At 68.4% G+C, this 16,858-nt stretch carries 16 protein-coding genes; 10 read left to right on the top strand and 6 right to left on the bottom strand.

Features of this window, described 5'->3' with window-relative positions:
* Nucleotides 1-79 precede the first annotated feature (79 nt).
* Genes hpt through dacB form a run of 4 tightly spaced genes read right to left on the bottom strand, consistent with a single transcriptional unit; the run spans nt 80 to nt 4,156 of the window.
* The gene (gene hpt, locus CLV29_RS14685) at nt 80-631 is read right to left on the bottom strand and encodes a hypoxanthine phosphoribosyltransferase (RefSeq protein WP_133755852.1); all 552 of its coding nucleotides are present in this window, start codon (nt 629-631) and stop codon (nt 80-82) included.
* 6 nt (nt 632-637) lie between these two features.
* On the bottom strand, nt 638-1,621 hold the full coding sequence (gene tilS / locus CLV29_RS14680; RefSeq protein ID WP_133755851.1) for a tRNA lysidine(34) synthetase TilS: 984 nt from the start codon (nt 1,619-1,621) through the stop codon (nt 638-640).
* A 27-nt stretch (nt 1,622-1,648) separates the two neighbouring features.
* Nucleotides 1,649-2,623 carry a zinc-dependent metalloprotease gene (locus CLV29_RS14675; RefSeq protein ID WP_133755850.1) on the bottom strand — a complete coding sequence of 325 codons (975 nt, stop codon included), beginning with the start codon at nt 2,621-2,623 and terminating at the stop codon, nt 1,649-1,651.
* A 60-nt stretch (nt 2,624-2,683) separates the two neighbouring features.
* Nucleotides 2,684-4,156, bottom strand: coding sequence for a D-alanyl-D-alanine carboxypeptidase/D-alanyl-D-alanine endopeptidase (gene dacB, locus CLV29_RS14670; protein ID WP_133755849.1), 1,473 nt, complete (start codon nt 4,154-4,156; stop codon nt 2,684-2,686).
* Nucleotides 4,157-4,297: 141 nt separating this feature from the next.
* Here dacB and CLV29_RS14665 point away from each other — a divergent pair, with 141 nt between their 5' ends.
* From CLV29_RS14665 to CLV29_RS14645, 5 genes are all read left to right on the top strand, one after another.
* The gene (locus tag CLV29_RS14665; protein WP_133755848.1) at nt 4,298-4,864 is read left to right on the top strand and encodes an inorganic diphosphatase; all 567 of its coding nucleotides are present in this window, start codon (nt 4,298-4,300) and stop codon (nt 4,862-4,864) included.
* A 6-nt stretch (nt 4,865-4,870) separates the two neighbouring features.
* Nucleotides 4,871-5,260: a FluC/FEX family fluoride channel gene (locus CLV29_RS14660; RefSeq protein ID WP_133755847.1), complete on the top strand. Its 390-nt coding sequence runs from the start codon at nt 4,871-4,873 to the stop codon at nt 5,258-5,260.
* Nucleotides 5,257-5,619 carry a fluoride efflux transporter FluC gene (locus CLV29_RS14655; RefSeq protein ID WP_133755846.1) on the top strand — a complete coding sequence of 121 codons (363 nt, stop codon included), beginning with the start codon at nt 5,257-5,259 and terminating at the stop codon, nt 5,617-5,619. Before CLV29_RS14660 ends, CLV29_RS14655 begins: the two co-directional genes overlap by 4 nt.
* Nucleotides 5,620-5,692: 73 nt before the next feature.
* Nucleotides 5,693-7,807, top strand: coding sequence for a M3 family metallopeptidase (locus CLV29_RS14650; protein ID WP_133755845.1), 2,115 nt, complete (start codon nt 5,693-5,695; stop codon nt 7,805-7,807).
* Between the two features lie 22 nt (nt 7,808-7,829).
* Complete coding sequence (locus CLV29_RS14645; RefSeq protein WP_133755844.1) at nt 7,830-8,330, top strand: SixA phosphatase family protein; 501 nt, start codon at nt 7,830-7,832, stop codon at nt 8,328-8,330.
* 12 nt (nt 8,331-8,342) lie between these two features.
* Here CLV29_RS14645 and CLV29_RS14640 read toward each other — a convergent pair whose 3' ends face one another.
* Nucleotides 8,343-9,404: an LLM class flavin-dependent oxidoreductase gene (locus CLV29_RS14640; RefSeq protein WP_243831960.1), complete on the bottom strand. Its 1,062-nt coding sequence runs from the start codon at nt 9,402-9,404 to the stop codon at nt 8,343-8,345.
* 148 nt (nt 9,405-9,552) lie between these two features.
* On the opposite strand from CLV29_RS14640, the gene CLV29_RS14635 reads away from it, so the two are divergent.
* The 5 genes from CLV29_RS14635 (at nt 9,553) to CLV29_RS14615 (ending at nt 14,747) form a co-directional block, all read left to right on the top strand.
* Nucleotides 9,553-11,160 carry a MinD/ParA family ATP-binding protein gene (locus tag CLV29_RS14635; RefSeq protein ID WP_133755843.1) on the top strand — a complete coding sequence of 536 codons (1,608 nt, stop codon included), beginning with the start codon at nt 9,553-9,555 and terminating at the stop codon, nt 11,158-11,160.
* A gap of 32 nt (nt 11,161-11,192) precedes the next feature.
* Nucleotides 11,193-12,278, top strand: a complete 1,086-nt coding sequence (locus CLV29_RS14630; RefSeq protein ID WP_133755842.1) for an ATP-dependent DNA ligase — start codon at nt 11,193-11,195, stop codon at nt 12,276-12,278.
* A gap of 7 nt (nt 12,279-12,285) precedes the next feature.
* On the top strand, nt 12,286-13,164 hold the full coding sequence (locus tag CLV29_RS16910) for a DUF4031 domain-containing protein (RefSeq protein ID WP_133755841.1): 879 nt from the start codon (nt 12,286-12,288) through the stop codon (nt 13,162-13,164).
* A gap of 66 nt (nt 13,165-13,230) precedes the next feature.
* Nucleotides 13,231-13,698 (top strand): GatB/YqeY domain-containing protein, encoded by a 468-nt coding sequence (locus CLV29_RS14620; protein ID WP_133755840.1) that lies wholly within the window; start codon nt 13,231-13,233, stop codon nt 13,696-13,698.
* Nucleotides 13,699-13,940: 242 nt separating this feature from the next.
* The gene (locus CLV29_RS14615; RefSeq protein WP_133755839.1) at nt 13,941-14,747 is read left to right on the top strand and encodes an LLM class F420-dependent oxidoreductase; all 807 of its coding nucleotides are present in this window, start codon (nt 13,941-13,943) and stop codon (nt 14,745-14,747) included.
* An 847-nt stretch (nt 14,748-15,594) separates the two neighbouring features.
* Here the strand turns inward: CLV29_RS14615 and CLV29_RS14610 are convergent.
* Complete coding sequence (locus CLV29_RS14610) at nt 15,595-16,857, bottom strand: ABC transporter ATP-binding protein (protein ID WP_133755838.1); 1,263 nt, start codon at nt 16,855-16,857, stop codon at nt 15,595-15,597.
* Nucleotide 16,858 lies beyond the last annotated feature (1 nt).

Here is a 16,858-nt window from a genome sequence, read left to right as displayed (position 1 = left end):
CCACCGACAACCGCTTCGATGCGCCGACGAAGGAACGGCGGAAAGCGCGACCGGCCGTCGCCCGGAGGGCGACCAACTATTACGAGTAGACCTTCGGATCCAGGGTGCTCAACCCGCGGTAGTTGCGGTACCGGCCGTCGTAGTCCAGCCCGTAGCCGACGACGAACTCGTTCGGGATGTCGAAACCGACGTACTTCACCTCGACCGAGTTCTGCAGCGCCTCCGGCTTGCGGAACATGGTCATGATCTCCAGGCTGTTCGGCCCCCGGGACTTCAGGTTCGACACCAGGTACGACAGCGTCAGCCCGGTGTCGATGATGTCCTCCACGACCAGCACATCGCGACCGGAGATGTCGGTGGTGAGGTCCTTCAGGAACCGGACGACCCCGGAGCTCTGGGTGCCCGATCCGTAGGACGACACCGCCATCCAGTCCATCTGGCAGTGCGACTTCAGTGCCCGGGCGAGGTCGGCCATGACCATCACGGCGCCGTTCAGCACACCCACCAGCAGCGGCTCGGTGTCGGCGTAGTCGGAGTCGATCTCGGCAGCGATCTCGGCGAGACGGTCGGCGATCTGCTCGGGGGTGTAGAGCTCGTGGGCGATGTCGCCGGCGATGTCAGGGGTATCCACGAAAACTCACTCTGGCACAACCTGCAGGATTCCCCCAGAGCGGGCGACCTTCAAACCCGGGACTTCCACGAAACGCTGTCCCGACCAGTGGGTGACCAGCCGCTCCACGGCCACGATGTTGGCCATCGACAGGTCGCTCGCCCCGTGGTGGATCAGCCAGGCGCGGATCATCCGCCGCCGGATCGCCGGATGTTCGGGACTGATCAGCGCCACCGGCAGGAAGTCGATGTCGGCGACCTCACCGGCTCGGGTCGAGAGCAGGTCGTCGTCGACGGCGAGTTGTTCGGCCGAGCGGGCCAGTGCCTCGGCGACCCCGGGACCGAGCTGGTCCTCCAGCACCGGCAGCACCCGGGTACGCACCCGCACCCGGGTGAAACGGGGATCGTCGTTGTGCGGGTCGTACCACGGTTGCAGACCGAACTCGTCGCAGGCGGCCGCGGTCTGGGCCCGCCGGACCCCCAACAGCGGACGGCGGTACGGCCCGCGCGCGACCGGCATCCCGGCCAGGGATCTCGCCCCCGACCCGCGAGTCAGTCCCAGCAGCACCTGTTCGGCCTGGTCGTCCAGGGTGTGCCCCAACAGCACCAGCCCGCCGGTGGCGGCGGCGACATCGTCCAGCACCTTGTACCGGGCGTTGCGTGCCGACGCCTCCGGTCCGCCGGGACCGGAGGCGACGGTGACCTTCGCCACCAGGATCTCCAGCACCTGCTGTTCGGCATCGGGTTCGGTACGGCTGCGCCGCTCCTGCCAGGCCCGCAGCTGCCGGCGTACCCCGGCGGCCACCTCGTCCGAACCGGGTTGCAGACCGTGGTCGACGATCACGATCCGCAGTTCGTCGACCAGCTGGGCGGTGGCCGCGGCCAGTGCCAGGGAGTCGGGGCCTCCCGAACAGGCGACCGTCACCGAGGTCACCTCGTCCTCATCGGCGAGCAGATTTCGTACCGCCTTGGTGACGGCGTGGGCGTTGGGGCCGAGGGCACGGTAGGCCATGCCCCAGTGTGGCACCGATCTGACCGATCAGACCCGGGGAAGACTCCCCATCCGGGACAGCCACAACGTCGGTTCGGCGATCTCGGCCGCATTGGGCAGGGTGTTCGGGGAGGTCCAGATGTGGTTCAGGCCGCTCATCCCGACCTCGGCCATCACGGCCCGGCAGAAGGCCGCGCCCTCGGTGTACTGGCGCAGCTTGGCATCCAGCCCGAAGACCTTGCGGATCACTGCGGCGAACCCCTTGGCCTGTCGGCGGGCGTCGAAGCGGCGGCGGATGGTCCGTACCGTCGGCACCACCGCGGGCCCGACCTCGTCCATGATCACATCGGCGTGCCCCTCCAGCAGCGACATCGTCGCCACCAGCTGGTCGAGCACCTCCTCCTGACCACTGTTGCGGGCGATCTGCTGCAGATAGTCGGCACCGCCGATGATCATGGAGATCCCGCCCGGCTGCAGATTGTCGAGGAAACTGCGCAGGTGATCGCGCAGATGGTCGGCCAGCCACGGCGCATGGGTGAACTGCACCCGATGGGTCTCCTCGTGCAGGCAGACCCAGAGCCGGAAGTCGTGTGCCCGCAGCCCGAGCTTCTGCTGTACCGACACGATGTTCGGCGCGACCAGCAACAGCCGCTGGGGATCCCCGAACGGATCGAACTGGCCCAGCACCGACCCGGACAGGAAGGCCATCATCGCCCCGAGTTGCACCGACGACGCGCGTTCGGCCACCGAGGGCCGAGACGCTCCGGCCGGTCCGGCCAGCAGTTCGCCCATCATCGCCAGGTTGGAGCGGATCCAGCTTGGCCGGTCGATCACCGCCACCGCCGGGTCTGCCGGCGGCACCTGCAGCCCGGTGATCCGGCCGACATGGTCGGCTGCCTGCTCGGCACTGCTGCGCAGATCGGCCACCACCTCGCGCGCCTTTTCGGCGGTGAGCTTCGGCCCCGGTCGGACCAGGGCCAGCGCGGTCGCCCGGGCCAATCGCTGGTCAACGCTCACATCCATGCCGGCCGCACCTCGCTCGTCCCGGCGCTCCTGCGCCTTCTCCAATCTAGCCAGCCGGGTTCAGCGGCACCCACAGCCGGCAAGTTCTGCTGCCATCCGTTCCAACCAGGTCCGGTTCTCGTAGTCGTTCTCCGGGGCGTCACCGTTGATCACGAAGGCGAACACGAGCAGTCCGCCGTCGTCGTCGATCACGTACCCGGCCAGTGCATGGACCTGCCGCAGGGTGCCGGTCTTCGCCCGTACCTCACCCCGCCCGGGATCGGTTCCGGGTTCGACGAACCGCTGCCGCAGGGTGCCCTCGGCGCCGGCGACGCTCATCCCGGTCAGCAGCGAACGGTAGTTGTCGTCGACCACCCCCAGTTCGATCGACTCGACCACCGCGGCGGTGGACAACCGGTTCTCCCGCGACAGACCGGAACCGTCCCGCAACTCGGCGCCATCGGTGTCGAGCCCCAGTTCGTCGAGCACCTGCAGCAACCGGGCGGTCCCGGCCTCGAAGGAGCCGTCACCGGAGACGAGGGTGCCGAGCTGGCGCAGCAGCACCTCGGCGGCGTTGTTGTCGGAGTGGCTGATCACCCGCTCGACGATCAGCCGCAGCGGCATCGACGACACCTCCGCGAGCGTCCGGGCGGTTGCCGGGGCGGTTGCCGGGCCGGTCTCGGTGACCTCGATGTCGTGGTCGGCCAGCGCCTCGGCGAAGACCTCGGCAGCCTCGCGCGCCGGTTCGGACGGACGGGTACGGTCGGCGCCGAATCCGCCGTCGAGCCACAGGGCGCTGATCGGCGTCACCTGACTGCGATAGTTCTCCGGCCAGTCCTCGTTCCAGTCCGGCCCGCCGAACAGGCCGGCATCGAAGCCGAGCGCGACCTCGGTGACCCCGTCGGCGGCCAGCGCCCCGGCGGTCAGTTCGGCCAGTTCGTCGATGCCGGCGGCCTCCTCGGGCCGTTCGCCATCGGCACCCAGCCCCTGGTCGAGCAGGTACGGGTCGCCGCCGCCGACCAGGACGATCTGCGGCACCTCGGGCTGCCCGGGCTCCTCAGGGGCGGTCGGCTCGGCGGTCGGCATCACCACCGTGGTGCTGAACCGGTGGTCGGCGCCGAAGGCCTGCAGCGCGGCCGCCGAGACCGGCAGCTTCAGCGTCGAGGCCGGGATCATCGGCCGCTCGGCATTCTCGGCCTGGACCTGGTCGCCGGTTGCCGGATCGATCACCACCGTCGCGACGTCGCCACCGGTGCTGCCGGCATCGGCCAACCGCTCCGCCAGCCGATCGGCGTCCACGGGTGTCGGGGAATCCGCCGCAGGCAACACCGGTTCGGGGGTGGCGGCCGGTGCGACCGGTTCGGCCGGGGTGAAGGCCCCCGGCGGCAGGGTGGCGGCGGCCACCGGCGGCAGTGCTCCCCACTCGCGACCGGTCTGCTGCAGCTGCCGGGGCAGGATGCCGGTGCCCAAGCCGACCAGCAGCACCAGCGCCAGGCTCGGCCCGATCACCCAGAGCAGGGCCGGTCCGATCCGGCTGGTTCGCGATCCCGACACCGGCCCATGATCGCAGACCGGTCCGGCCCACCGGGCGCGGACGACGGCGAGCGGAAGGCTCGAACGGCGAACTCATTCTGCTCCGGGGCGCCACTGACGCTACCCTCGGTCCACTACGGCACCGCAGAGAAAGGGCCAAGCGTGACAGAAGAGTACGAGTCCAGCCGGACCCCGGAGTCCGAACAGGCGAAGGCATTCACCTTCGATGTGACGGTCGAGATCCCCAAGGGTCACAAGAACAAGTACGAGTTGGACCACGAGACCGGCCGGATCCGACTGGACCGGACCCTGTTCACCTCCACCCAGTACCCCTCCGACTACGGGTTCATCGAAGGCACCCTCGGTGAGGACGGCGACCCCTTGGACGCCTTGGTCCTGCTCCCCGAGCCCACCTTCCCCGGTTGCCTGATCGAATGCCGCGCGATCGGCATGTTCCAGATGACCGACGAGGCCGGTGGTGACGACAAGGTGCTGTGCGTACCGGTGGCCGACATCCGCCGCCACCATCTGCAGGAGCTCGAGGACGTACCCGATCTGTCGCTGCGCGAGATCGAGCACTTCTTCTCCGTCTACAAGGACCTGGAGCCCGGCAAGTCGGTCGAGGGTGCGTCCTTCGCCGGTCGTAAGGAGGCCGAGGAGGAGATCCGGGCCAGCTTCGAACGGGCCAAAGGCACCCACTTCGAGCACAAGCACGTCAACCTCTACTGACACGCGATGAGCGCCACCGAAGACCGCCCGGCCCTGCCGTGGAGAACCCTGGTTCTGGTCGGTCTCGGTGGCGCTCTCGGCGTTCTAGCCCGGGATGGCCTGGGCTTCGCCGGCTCCCCCTTCGCGGTCATCACCGCGATCAACATCGCCGGCTCCTTCGCTCTCGGGCTGCTGGCCGGGTTGGCCACCGGCACAAGCAGTGAACGGTGGGCGATCCCGCTGCTGGGCACGGGTTTCCTGGGCGGGTTCACCACCTTGTCCGCGGTGACGGTCGTCCTCGCCGGTGGGCCCGGATTGCCGGACCTAGCGCTGGCCGGCGCACAGGTCGTGTTCGGCACGGGGCTGGCGCTGTTGGGTCTGCTCCTCGCCGACCGGGTACGCGAGGCGAGCCGATGACCGAATCGCTGTTGTTGGCCACCTTCGGGGCCCTCGGCGCGATCTGCCGGGCGCTGCTGGAGCACCGCTTCGCCACCGCCGACCCCGACGTCCTGCCGCGTGGGGTGTTGATCGCGAACCTTCTCGGGAGCCTGCTCATCGGAGCACTCCACGGGTGGGCGGACCTGAACGCCCACTACCTGCTGGCCACCGGTTTCATCGGTGTCCTGACGACCTGGTCGTCGTTCTCCCTGGGCACCGCCCGACTGCTCCACCATCGGCGCTACCGACTGGCGGTGATCAACATCGTGCTGAACCTCGGTGGTGGTGTGCTGGCCGCCCTGGCCGGTTCGGTGCTCGGCGTGATCATCTTCGCCTGATCGGCCGGCTGATGACGCCGATCATCCCGCGGGGCAGAATGGAAGGCCCCGACCCGGAGTAGTGATGCCCGTCATGTCATCCACCCAGCCCGCCGAGCCGACCTCCACCGCAGGCCAGACCTCGACCGCAGACCCAGGCTCGATCCGTGCCGTGATCGAACGCAGCTCGCTGCCACACGGCCTGCCGGACTTCGCCGCGATCTCCGACGACGCCTTCCGTCCGGCCTTCACCCAAGCCATCGCCGAACACCTGGCCGAGGTGGACCAGATCGCCGCCGACCCCGAACCGCCGACCTTCGCCAATACCGTCGAGGCCTTGGAACTGTCCGGCCAGAAACTCGCCCGGGCGGGTCGGATCTTCTCCAACCTGGCGATCTCCGACGCCAATCCCCAGCGCGATGCGATCGCCCGGGACCTGGCCGTGGCATTGGCCGAGCACACCGACACGATCAACCTTGACCCGCGGTTGTTCTCCCGGATCCATTCCCTGTACGAGCGCCGCGACGAACTCGGGCTGACCGAGACCCAACTCCGGCTGCTGGACAAGCAGCATCGTGACGCGATCCGCGCCGGTGCCGGCCTGGATGCCTCGGCACAGGAGGAGATGCGGACGATCTCGGCCCGACTGGCCTGGTTGGCGACCAAGTTCCCGCAGAACGTACTTGCCGAGGCCTACACCGCCGGGGTGCTGATCACCGACGAAGCCGAACTCGACGGGCTCAGCGCGACGGCGGTGGCCGCGGCCAGACAGGCCGCAGTCGAGGCCGGCCACGATCAGGGCTGGTTGATCGCGATGGAACTGCCCAGCAGCCAGTCGGCGGTGGCCGAACTGACCGATCCGGCCGTTCGCCGACGGGTGTTCGAGGCGTCGGTGACCCGCTGTCTGCACGGGGAGCACGACAACCGCGCATTGATCACCGAGATCATCGCTCTGCGCGCGCGCCGGGCCGAGCTGCTCGGGTACGCCGATGCGGCCGCGTACGAGATCGCCGAACAGACCGCCCCCTCGCCTGCTGCCGTCGACGAGCTGTTGACCCGGTTGGGAGCGGCGGCGGTACGGGCCGGCGAACGCGAACTGCAACAGGTACAGGACTATGCCGACTCGGTGAGCCCGGGAACCGTCATCGCGGCCTCCGACTACACCTATTGGCTGGAACGACAGCGCGGGTCGGTGACCGGAGTCGACCTCGACCGATTCGAGGAGTACTGCGAACTGGAACGGGTGCTCACCCACGGGATCTTCTTCGCCGCCGGGCAGCTCTACGGATTGCAGTTCGTCGAACGCGACGACCTGGTCGGTTATCACCCCGATGTCCGGGTCTGGGAGGTCTTCGACACCGCGGGAGACAGCATCGCGCTCTTCCTCGGCGACTTCCACGCCCGCAGCTCGAAACGCGGCGGAGCGTGGATGAGTACCTTCGTCGACCAGTCCTCGGTACTGGCCGAGACCCCGGTGGTGGTGAATGTGCTCAACCTGAACAAACCCGAGCCAGGGCAACCGTCGCTGCTGAGCGTGGACAATCTGATCACCTTGTTCCACGAGTTCGGTCACAGCGTGCACGGGCTGCTGTCGTCGGTGGAGTACCCGTCGCAGTCCGGTGCATCGGTGCCCCCGGATTTCGTCGAGTTCCCCTCCCAGGTGAACGAGATGTGGGCCTTCCATCCCGAGGTCCTGGCCAACTATGCGGTGCATCACCGGACCGGTGAGCCGATCTCGCCGGAGTTGGCCCGGGCCGCCCGGGAGGCGGTCGAGGTGGAGTCGGCCCACAGCACGATCGAATACCTGGCTGCGGCCGTACTGGACCTGGCCTGGCACCGCCTGGGAACCGAGGAGATCGCGGCGGTCGAGGATGTCGAGGCCTTCGAGGCGGCGGCGCTGGCGACCGCCGGGTTGGCTCATCCGCTGATTCCGCCGCGGTACCGCAGCACCTACTTCAACCACATCTTCGGCGGGCAGTACGCCGCCAGTTACTACTCCTACATCTGGTCGGAGGTACTCGCCGCAGAGACAGAGCAGTGGTTCCTCGCCAACGGCGGTCTGCAGGTCGAGAGCGGTCGCCGGTTCGCCGAGTCCACCTTGTCCCGCGGCGACAGTGTCGACCCACTGGCCGCCCACCAGCGGTTGATCGGCCGGAAACCGGAGCTGGGGCCGTTGTTGCGCAAACGGGGGCTGGAACCGGTCGCCTGAGCGCGGAATCTAAGCTGGGGCGATGCGATCGCTGTATCTGCTCCGGCACGCGAAGGCGGCCGATTTCACCCCTGGCGGGCTGGATCACGAACGGCCACTGACCGAGCGCGGCCGGCTGCAGGCCGCCGAGGTGGGGCAGGCCCTGGCCGATCCGGGACTGCCACGGATCGACCAGGTGTTGTGTTCGACCGCCACCCGTACCCGGCAGACCCTTGCCGGTCTCGCTACGGCCGGACTGGAACCGGACTGCCCGGTGACCTTCAGTGATGCGATCTACGGCGCGAGCCCCGAGGAACTGCTCGCCGAGATCGCGACCGCCGACGGCGATGCACTGCTGGTGGTCGGCCACTCCCCCGGGATTCCCGGTCTGGTGCTCGAACTGGCCGATGCCGACTCGGATCCGGCTCTGCTGGGATCGGTCGGTTCGCGATACCCACCGGCCTCGCTGAGCCTGCTGCGGGCCGATACCGGATGGACCGATCTGACCAGCGCCACCTTGTCCTACGTCCGCCTCGGAAGCTGACGCCTCACCTGGTCAGTGCGTGGCTGCGGTCTCCCGGTGCAGCGCCTGACCCAGCAGCTCCAGGGTCTGCACGCGGTTCGGGCTCCGGCGCGGGTCGGTCGCGGCGTCGGCACCGGCCACCGGGTGGATCATCACCTCGTCGACGTCGTAGCGCTCGGCCAGCTCCTGCAGCCTGCCAGCGACCTGGTCGGCGGTACCGATCAGCCACTTGTCCGACATCGCATCGGCCAGTACCTGGTGCGCCGGCGGGATCTGGGTCTGCAACGCCTCGTCGATGTTCAGTTGGGGACGCATCGGCTGATTGGTCCGCAGGGCCAGCATCGACAGCAGGTTCGGCCGGGCCTGGGCGATCGCCTCGGCCTCGGTCTTGGCGACGACTGCGTTCACGGTCAGGAAGGTACGCGGTGCACTGGTCACCCCGGGAGTGAACAGCGAGCGGTACAGGTCGAGGGCCTGGCCCGTACCCTCACCGGCGAAGTGGTGGGCGAAGACGTAGGGCAGGCCCAGCTTGGCCGCCAGCCGCGCCGAGTAGTCCGAGGACCCGAGCAGCCACACCGGCGGCGCCGAGGTGGCGGCGGGCGTCGCGCGCAGTGCGTACCGTCGGCCGCCGACACCGAGCTCGACACCTTCGGGTTCGAGCCAGGCGATGATGTCGTTGACGTAGGCGTCGAACTCCGCCACGGCATCGTTGCCCCTGCCCTGGCGCAGTGCGTAACTGGTGACCGGATCACTGCCCGGCGCGCGGCCGATGCCCAGGTCGATCCGGCCGGGGAAGGCGGCCTCCAGCAGCGCGAACTGCTCAGCGATCACCAGCGGTGTGTGATTGGGCAACATCACGCCACCCGAACCGACCCGGATCCGCTCGGTCCGTGCGGCGAGCAGCGCAATGCTCACCGGCGGGTTGGTGGCGGCGACTGCAGGCATGTTGTGGTGCTCGGCGACCCAGTAGCGGGTGTACCCGAGCCGGTCGGCGGCCTGTGCCAGCTCCACACTGGCGGCCAGCGAATCGGCGGTGGTCTGGCCGGTACGTACCGGCATCAGGTCCAGTACCGACAATGACAGGTCTTTGCTCATGTCGGTTCAACACCACCGACCCCGGGTTGATTCCGGCCGGTGGGCCCCTCGAGGCGACTGACAACCTGGTGGTGGGTGTCGCGGCGACACGGCCTGCCAGTACGGTGTCGGAGACATCTCAAGGCCAGTTCAAGGAGGCAGCCAAGCGATGACAGAGCCGGATTCCCCCCACCCGCGGCGCTCCTGGCCGAGCGATGACCCGGGTCAGCCGGACGGCCCCGGTTCGACGCCCCAGCGTGGACTGGCCTGGCCGGTGCTGCCCCAGGACTCCTATCCGTCGAGCCAGCCGACCCCGTCACGTCCGGAATCGCCGGCCCGGGGTCTGCCCGCCGACGCCGCCGCGGCCGAGGGCCGGCTCGACCCCGATGCCACCCACATCGCCGATCCGGCCGCCGTGCGACAACAGCCCGGCCCCTACGGCGTACCTCCCCAGGCCGGTACGGCACCGGGCGGTTTCTCCCGCCCCGGACCCGACACCGCACAGGCCCCGGCTCCCCATCCGGGCAGCGCCGGTGCTGCTCCGGAGAATCGCCCCTGGACCGGACCGCAGGCCCCGCCACCGTTCCTGCCCGCCGGTCCCCAGCAGGGGTGGGCAAACCCATCGCAGCAGCCCCGCGAAGCGACACCCTCCTCGCCCTTCTCCCAGTCGGGTGGGCGAAGCGCCCCGGAGCAGCAGCAACCGCAGGGCATCGGTGCGCGGCTACGCAAACTCTTCGGGGGCCGACGGGCCGAGGAGGCCGAACGCCGAGCCCGGGAGGAGGAGGCCCGCGCCCGGGAGGAGGCCCGGCGGGCCGATCAGGAGGCAGCCGAGCGCGCCGAGCGGGAGCGGGTCGAACGCCTCGCCGCCGAGGAGGCCGAACAGAAACGGGCGCAGGTCGAGGCCGTCAAGGCCCGACGACACAAGCTGATCGACACCCCCGTCCGGCATCACCTGGTGACCGTCTCCTCCCTCAAGGGTGGGGTCACCAAGACCACCGTGGTGCTGGCACTGGGTACGGCCATGGCGCTGCACCGCCGGGATCTGGTGCTGGCCATCGACGGCAACGCCCACCGCGGCACGCTGGCCGGCCGCCTGGGTGAGGAGACCTCGCTGACGGTACGGGATCTGGTCGCCACGCCCGGCGAGGTGACCACCGCGACCGATTTCCGCCGCTTCACCTCCCAGGCCGAGAGCCGCTTCGAGGTGCTTGCCTCGGAGTCCAATCCCCTGCAGGCACAGGGATTCTCGGCCGAGGAGTACAGCACCGCACTCCGGATCGCGAAGACCTTCCGCAGTGTGATCCTGACCGACACCGGGACCGACCTGACGCTGCCGCTGATGACCGAGGTCTACCAGAACACCGACACCTTGGTGGTTCCGGCGACAACCGCCTATGACGGTGCGGTACTGGCCTGGGAGACCCTGGACTGGTGGGAGGACCAGGCCGATCCCGAGCTGGTACGCAATGCCATCGTCCCGGTCACCCAGATCGAACCGTTGGCTCTGCCCCTGGACCTGGCGAACGTCGATGCCGACAGGTTGGCCGAGTTGCGTGAGGAGTACCTGGTCAAACAGGCGGCCCGGCGCCAGGAGATCCTCGACCGTTTCGGTCCCCGGGTGGGTGAGGTGATCTTCGTACCGTACGACCCGAGTCTGCGGGCCGGCGGGATGTTCGACTGGCAGGGGCTGAGCCCGGAGTCGCAGGAGGCCTACGAGAAGGTGGCCGAGGCGGTGGCGCGACGCTTCGCCCGGGAGGAAGCCGAACCCGGCGCCTGAGGGCGGTCGGGCGGGCCGGTTAGATTGAGCCCATGGACCTGCCCGTGATGCCCCCGGTGAAGCCGATGCTGGCCAAACCGCAGAAGCGGATCCCGCCGGATCAGGTCTACGAACCCAAGTGGGACGGTTTTCGTTCGATCATCTTCCGCGACGGCGAGGAGGTGGAGATCGGTTCTCGCAACGAGCGGCCGATGACCCGCTACTTCCCCGAACTGGTGGAGGCGTTGAAGGCGAACCTGCCCGAGCGGGTGGTCATCGACGGTGAGATCGTGATCGTCGACCCCGAGCGTGACGGACTCGACTTCGAGGCCCTGCAGCAACGGATCCATCCCGCCGAATCGCGGGTACGGAAACTGGCCACCGAAACACCGGCCGGCTTCGTCGCCTTCGACCTGCTGGCCCTGGGCGATCGCGACCTGACTTCGGAGCCGTTCTCGGTTCGACGTGAACTGCTCGAACAGGTCCTCGCCGAGGCGAAGCCGCCGATCTGGATCACCCCGGCCACCGATGATCATGAACTGGCCGAGCGCTGGTTCACCGAGTTCGAGGGTGCCGGTCTGGACGGGCTGATCGCCAAGTCCCCCGACGGTACGTACCAGCCGGACAAGCGGGTGATGACCAAGATCAAACACGAACGTACCGCCGATTGTGTGGTGGCCGGATACCGCGTCTACAAGTCCGACCCCGAGGCCATCGGATCGCTGTTGCTGGGGTTGTACGACGACACCGGGACCCTGTCCAGCGTGGGAGTGATCGGGTCCTTCCCGATGGCGCGGAGAAGGGAACTGTTCACCGAGCTGCAGCCGTTGGTGGTGCCGATCGATGATCATCCGTGGAACTGGGCGAAGGAGTATCTCAGCGGGATGACCGAATCGGGCGCCCGTTCGCCGCGGAAGTCGGAGGGCAGTCGGTGGAACAACGGCAAGGATCTGAGTTTCACACCGTTGAGCCCGGAGCTGGTCGTCGAGGCCCGCTACGACTACATGGAGGGCACCCGCTTCCGGCACACTGCGCAGTTCGTCCGCTGGCGACCCGACCGCGACCCTGCCTCCTGCACTTTCGATCAACTGGAGCGGCCGGTCGGTTTCGAGCTGGCCGAGATCCTGCCACCGGCCTGATCCCGCGATGATCTTGATCGATCCGCCGACCTGGCCCGCCCATGGCACGGTGTTCTCCCATCTGGTGTCGGACCGTTCGCGAGCGGAATTGCACGAGTTCGCCCTGCGCAGCCAACTGCCGGCCCGAGCCTTCGACCGTGATCATTACGACGTCGCCGAGCAGTGGTACGACCAGTTGCTGGGTGCCGGGGCCGTACCGGTCTCGGCGCGGGAGTTGGTCACGAGATTGCGGGCATCGGGGCTACGACGGACGAAGCAGACCGTGGCCCGAGAGCGCGCCGGGCGGATCGAAGAACTTCGCCATGCCTGGCAGGAGCTGGACCTGGGAGCGCCCGGATTGCGGGATCGGCTGTTGGCGGACTGGGGGGCCAGGAGTCGGCGCTATCGCGATCAGCAGCACCTTGCCGAGGCGCTGGCCGCGATCAGCCTGCTGACCCCACATCCCTCGCGCGAGCTGCGGTTGGCGGTCTGGTTCCACGACGCGGTCTATGCAGGGGAACCGGGGGCCGACGAGGAGGCCTCGGCGCAACTGGCCGAGCAGAGCCTGAGCGGGCTGCTTCCCTCGGGACCGGTCGCCGAGGTCGCCCGGTTGGTACGCCTGACCGCCTCCCATGCAGCGGCCGGTGAGGACACCGACGGCATGGTCCTGAACGACGCCGACCTGTCGATCCTGGCCGCCGACCCGGAGCGGTACGCGGGGTACACCGCAGGTGTGCGCGCGGAATACCACCATGTCCCGCCCGCCCAGTTCGTCCGTGGCCGGACCGCGGTGCTGGAGGACCTGCTCGGTCGGGACCGCTTGTTCGCCACCGCCCGCGGACGAGAACTGTGGGAGGAATCCGCCCGGCACAACCTGCAGGCAGAGCTCAGCGGCCTACGCCGGTGACTACAACCCCCGGTTCGGCCGGTTTTCCGCAGGCGCACCGATGGCTGCCTCTGCGAAGATGGGGCCATGGCAGAACTCAAGGACCAGATCCGCGACGACCTGAAGACTGCGATGAAGGCGCGGGACAAGCAGGTGACGACGGTGCTCCGGTCGGTGCTGGCGACGATCGGCACCGAGGAGGTGTCCGGTGACGCACCGCGCGAGCTGACCGGCGACGAGGAACTGGCGATCATCCGCAGTGAGGTGAAGAAGCGCCGCGAGGCAGCCGAGGGATTCACCGCCGGTGGCCGGACCGAGAGTGCGGAGTCCGAGCTGGCCGAGGCCAAGATCCTCGGTCGGTACCTGCCGGCCGCGCTGTCCGAGGACGAGCTGGACGCCCTGGTGGCGGCCGAGGTGTCGGCGGCCGCAGCCGAGCTCGGCGAGCAGCCCGGGATGAAGCAGATGGGCCAGATCGTCCGTGCGGTGAACGAGAAGGCGCACGGACGCGCCGAGGGCAAGGTCGTCGCCGCGAAGGTACGCGCAGCGCTGCAGTGAGCTGATGCGCGCCGGTGAACTCGCCCCCGTCTGGCGCTCGGTCAGGCGCAGCGGTCGGCCGGAGCCAGGTCGTGGGCTCGGCCTCCCCGTGCCATGACCGAACACGGGCCGTGGGCGCGGCCTCCCGCCGCCATGACCGATAACCCAGGCTGGGAGGCTCGACCTCCCGGTGCCATGATCGAACCCAGGTCGCAGGCTCGCCCTCCCGCGCCAGGGCCGAACCCAGGTCGTAGGCTCGACCCATGAGCGAACGCCCCACCAGGATCGGTGTGCAGATCCAGCCCCAACAGGCCGACTACGGCGCGATCCGGGAGGCCGTCGCAGCGGCCGAGGAGATCGGGGTCGACATCGTCTTCAACTGGGATCATTTCTTCCCGTTGTACGGCGACCCCGACGGCAAGCATTTCGAGTGCTGGACCATGCTGGCGGCCTGGGCAGAACAGACCTCGCGGGTCGAGCTCGGCGCGCTGGTCACCTGCAACTCCTACCGCAACCCCGAGTTGCTCGCCGACATGGCCCGGACGGTCGACCACATCAGCGACGGCCGGCTGATCCTCGGCATCGGCTCGGGTTGGTTCGAGCGTGACTACACCGAGTACGGCTACGAGTTCGGCACCGCCGGCGGTCGGCTGAACGACCTGTCCGAGGCACTCCCGCGGATCGAGTCCCGGTTGCAGAAGCTGAACCCGGTGCCGACCCGTGACGTGCCGGTGCTGATCGGTGGCGGCGGGGAGAAGAAGACCTTGCGGCTGGTCGCCGAGCATGCCGACATCTGGCACACCTTCGCCGATCTGGAGACCCTGGAGCACAAGCTCGGCGTCCTCGCCGGACACTGCGACGCCGTCGGGCGCGATCTCGCCGAGATCGAGGTGTCTGTCGGCGTCAACGGCCGCGGCCGCGACGGCCACCCGATCGGCCTGCCCGACGACACGGCCGATGCCCTGCACGGCGCCGGTGCCCGACTGTTCACCGTCGGTGTCGGCGGCCCGGACTATGACCTCGACGGGCTCGCCGAATGGGTGGCCTGGCGAGACCAGCACAACGCCTGAGCCGTCTGGCCTTGGGCCTTCGGCACTTCCGGTCCTTGGCGCCTTGAGACCTTGGCGCCTTGAGACCTTGGCGCCTTGAGACCTCGGCGTCCTTCGCGCCTTGAGACTTCGGGTCCTTGAGGCCTTGGAGATCGCGACCCCTCTGGAGCCTCGAACTCTTCGGGGTCTTCCCGCCCCAACACCGCTGCAGTGGCTCGAGAACCCAAAACCGCCCCATAAACCCGCAGATCGGCCGACTGGAGCCACGCCAGCGGTGTTCGACCGGCTCCACATCCACACCGAGAGACGGGTTCCCATTGCGGCTGTGCCGGCGGTGACCTCCGGGCAGTGCAGGAGTCTGCGAGACGGGCAGCGAAGCCAGGCCGATCAACATGCACTCCGGGCTTCGAGTCGTGTGGGGAAGACGGCCTATGAGACGAGCAGCGGCCAAGGACCGCGTCGAGACAGACCAAAGCCCCGGCGACTCGAGAGTCGCCGGGGCCAAGCCGAACTGGTGCGAGCGTCGCCTCTCGGCGAGTGGCGCGACGCGGTTCCAGCCGAACGGTATTCCGCGAAGGCAATAGGTGAGGCCCGGGGACACGTTCCGCACCAGCACTGGTTCCAACGAGCAAGTCGGACGAACTATTCCCCACCCGCCAACTTTCAGCAGTGATTGAGCCAGCCGCCCGGATCCGACGCGCGGGCGGAACCGCCGGCCAACGAGTTCAGGCGACCATCCGTCTCACTGCAGCGCCAACCTTCGACGCAGATTCAGCCAGCCACCCGGATCCGACGCGCGGCGGAACCACCAGCCAACGAGTTCAGCCGACCACCCGTCCTCAGTGCACCGCCAACTTTCGGCGCAGATTCAGCCGGCGGCCTTGTCCTCGTCCCGCTGTTGGGCCTGGGCGATCTCCTCGGCGCGGTCCTCGGCTGCCTCGGCGGTCAACCGAGCGCCCTCTTCGGCATCGCGGGTGAGGTTCTCCCCGGTTGACGGATCGAACAGGTGCACCCGTCGGGTGTCCACCCAGAACTCGCCGTTGCGCCCACCCTTGAGCCGGCTGGCCGAATCCAGCGAGAGCACCACCTGGGTGTTCATCTCCTCGGCGTCGAGGTCCTGGGCCAGTTCGGTCAACACCTCGGTCAGTTCGGCATCGGGGGTGAACTCGATGTAGCCGTACTGCTCGTTGCCCAACCACTCGGTGTGGGTCATATCGGCGGTGAAGGTGCTCCCGCGATCCCGCAGCGCCTCGTCGACGAACTTGAGATCCTCGAACGCCTCCGGCCGGACACCGAGCAGCAACAGTCCCTTGCCCTCGGCCTTCGCGGCCTTGTCCGCCGGGATCTCCCAGTCACCCAGCGGGGTCTTGGCGATGTTCCCCTCGATCGTCGCCGGCAGGAAGTTCATCGACGGCGAGCCGATGAAGCCGGCCACGAACAGGTTGATCGGTTGCTCGTACAACTCGCGCGGTGAGGCGACCTGCTGCAGCACACCGTGCTTCAGCACCGCCACCCGGTCGCCGAGGGTCATCGCCTCGGTCTGGTCGTGGGTGACGTAGACGCTGGTGATGCCGAGTCGGCGCTGCATCTGCGCGATCTCGGTCCGCATCTGTCCACGCAGCTTGGCATCCAGGTTCGACAGCGGTTCGTCGAAGAGGAAGGCATCGGCCTCGCGGACGATCGCCCGACCCATCGCCACGCGCTGCCGCTGTCCACCGGACAGGTTGCCCGGCTTCCGGTCCAGGTGCTCGGTCAGCTCCAGGGTCTTCGCCGCCCGGGTGACCAGTTCTCTGACCTTCTCCTCGGGCATCTTGTTCTTCGCCAGCCGCAGCGGGAAGGCGATGTTCTCGAAGACGGTCAGGTGCGGGTAGAGCGCATAGTTCTGGAACACCATCGCCAGGTTCCGGTCACGCGGAGCGAGCTCGTTCACCCGCTTGCCGCCGATGAACATATCGCCGGAGGTGATGTCCTCCAGGCCGACGATCATCCGCAACAGGGTCGACTTGCCCGAGCCCGACGGCCCCACGAGGATGATGAACTCGCCGTCGGCGATGTCGATGCTGACGTCGTTGATCGCCGGGAAACCGTCACCGTACCTCTTGACGATGTGCTTCATTTCGATCGATGCCACT

Origin of the sequence: Naumannella halotolerans, assembly GCF_004364645.1 — a bacterium.
GTDB classification, from domain to species: domain Bacteria; phylum Actinomycetota; class Actinomycetes; order Propionibacteriales; family Propionibacteriaceae; genus Naumannella; species Naumannella halotolerans.
This window is presented reverse-complemented; position numbering and strand designations above follow the sequence as displayed.

Bases quoted from the DNA above. Each gene is read 5' to 3' on its own strand.
- CLV29_RS14660 (WP_133755847.1), top strand. From the start codon at position 4,871: ATGAGCGCCACCGAAGACCGCCCGGCCCTGCCGTGGAGAACCCTGGTT.
- CLV29_RS14615 (WP_133755839.1), top strand. From the start codon at position 13,941: ATGAGCGAACGCCCCACCAGGATCGGTGTGCAGATCCAGCCCCAACAG.
- CLV29_RS14655 (WP_133755846.1), top strand. From the start codon at position 5,257: ATGACCGAATCGCTGTTGTTGGCCACCTTCGGGGCCCTCGGCGCGATC.
- CLV29_RS14675 (WP_133755850.1), bottom strand. From the start codon at position 2,623: ATGGATGTGAGCGTTGACCAGCGATTGGCCCGGGCGACCGCGCTGGCC.
- CLV29_RS14645 (WP_133755844.1), top strand. From the start codon at position 7,830: ATGCGATCGCTGTATCTGCTCCGGCACGCGAAGGCGGCCGATTTCACC.
- tilS (WP_133755851.1), bottom strand. From the start codon at position 1,621: ATGGCCTACCGTGCCCTCGGCCCCAACGCCCACGCCGTCACCAAGGCG.
- CLV29_RS14620 (WP_133755840.1), top strand. From the start codon at position 13,231: ATGGCAGAACTCAAGGACCAGATCCGCGACGACCTGAAGACTGCGATG.
- CLV29_RS16910 (WP_133755841.1), top strand. From the start codon at position 12,286: ATGATCTTGATCGATCCGCCGACCTGGCCCGCCCATGGCACGGTGTTC.
- CLV29_RS14650 (WP_133755845.1), top strand. From the start codon at position 5,693: ATGTCATCCACCCAGCCCGCCGAGCCGACCTCCACCGCAGGCCAGACC.
- CLV29_RS14640 (WP_243831960.1), bottom strand. From the start codon at position 9,404: ATGAGCAAAGACCTGTCATTGTCGGTACTGGACCTGATGCCGGTACGT.
- CLV29_RS14630 (WP_133755842.1), top strand. From the start codon at position 11,193: ATGGACCTGCCCGTGATGCCCCCGGTGAAGCCGATGCTGGCCAAACCG.
- CLV29_RS14635 (WP_133755843.1), top strand. From the start codon at position 9,553: ATGACAGAGCCGGATTCCCCCCACCCGCGGCGCTCCTGGCCGAGCGAT.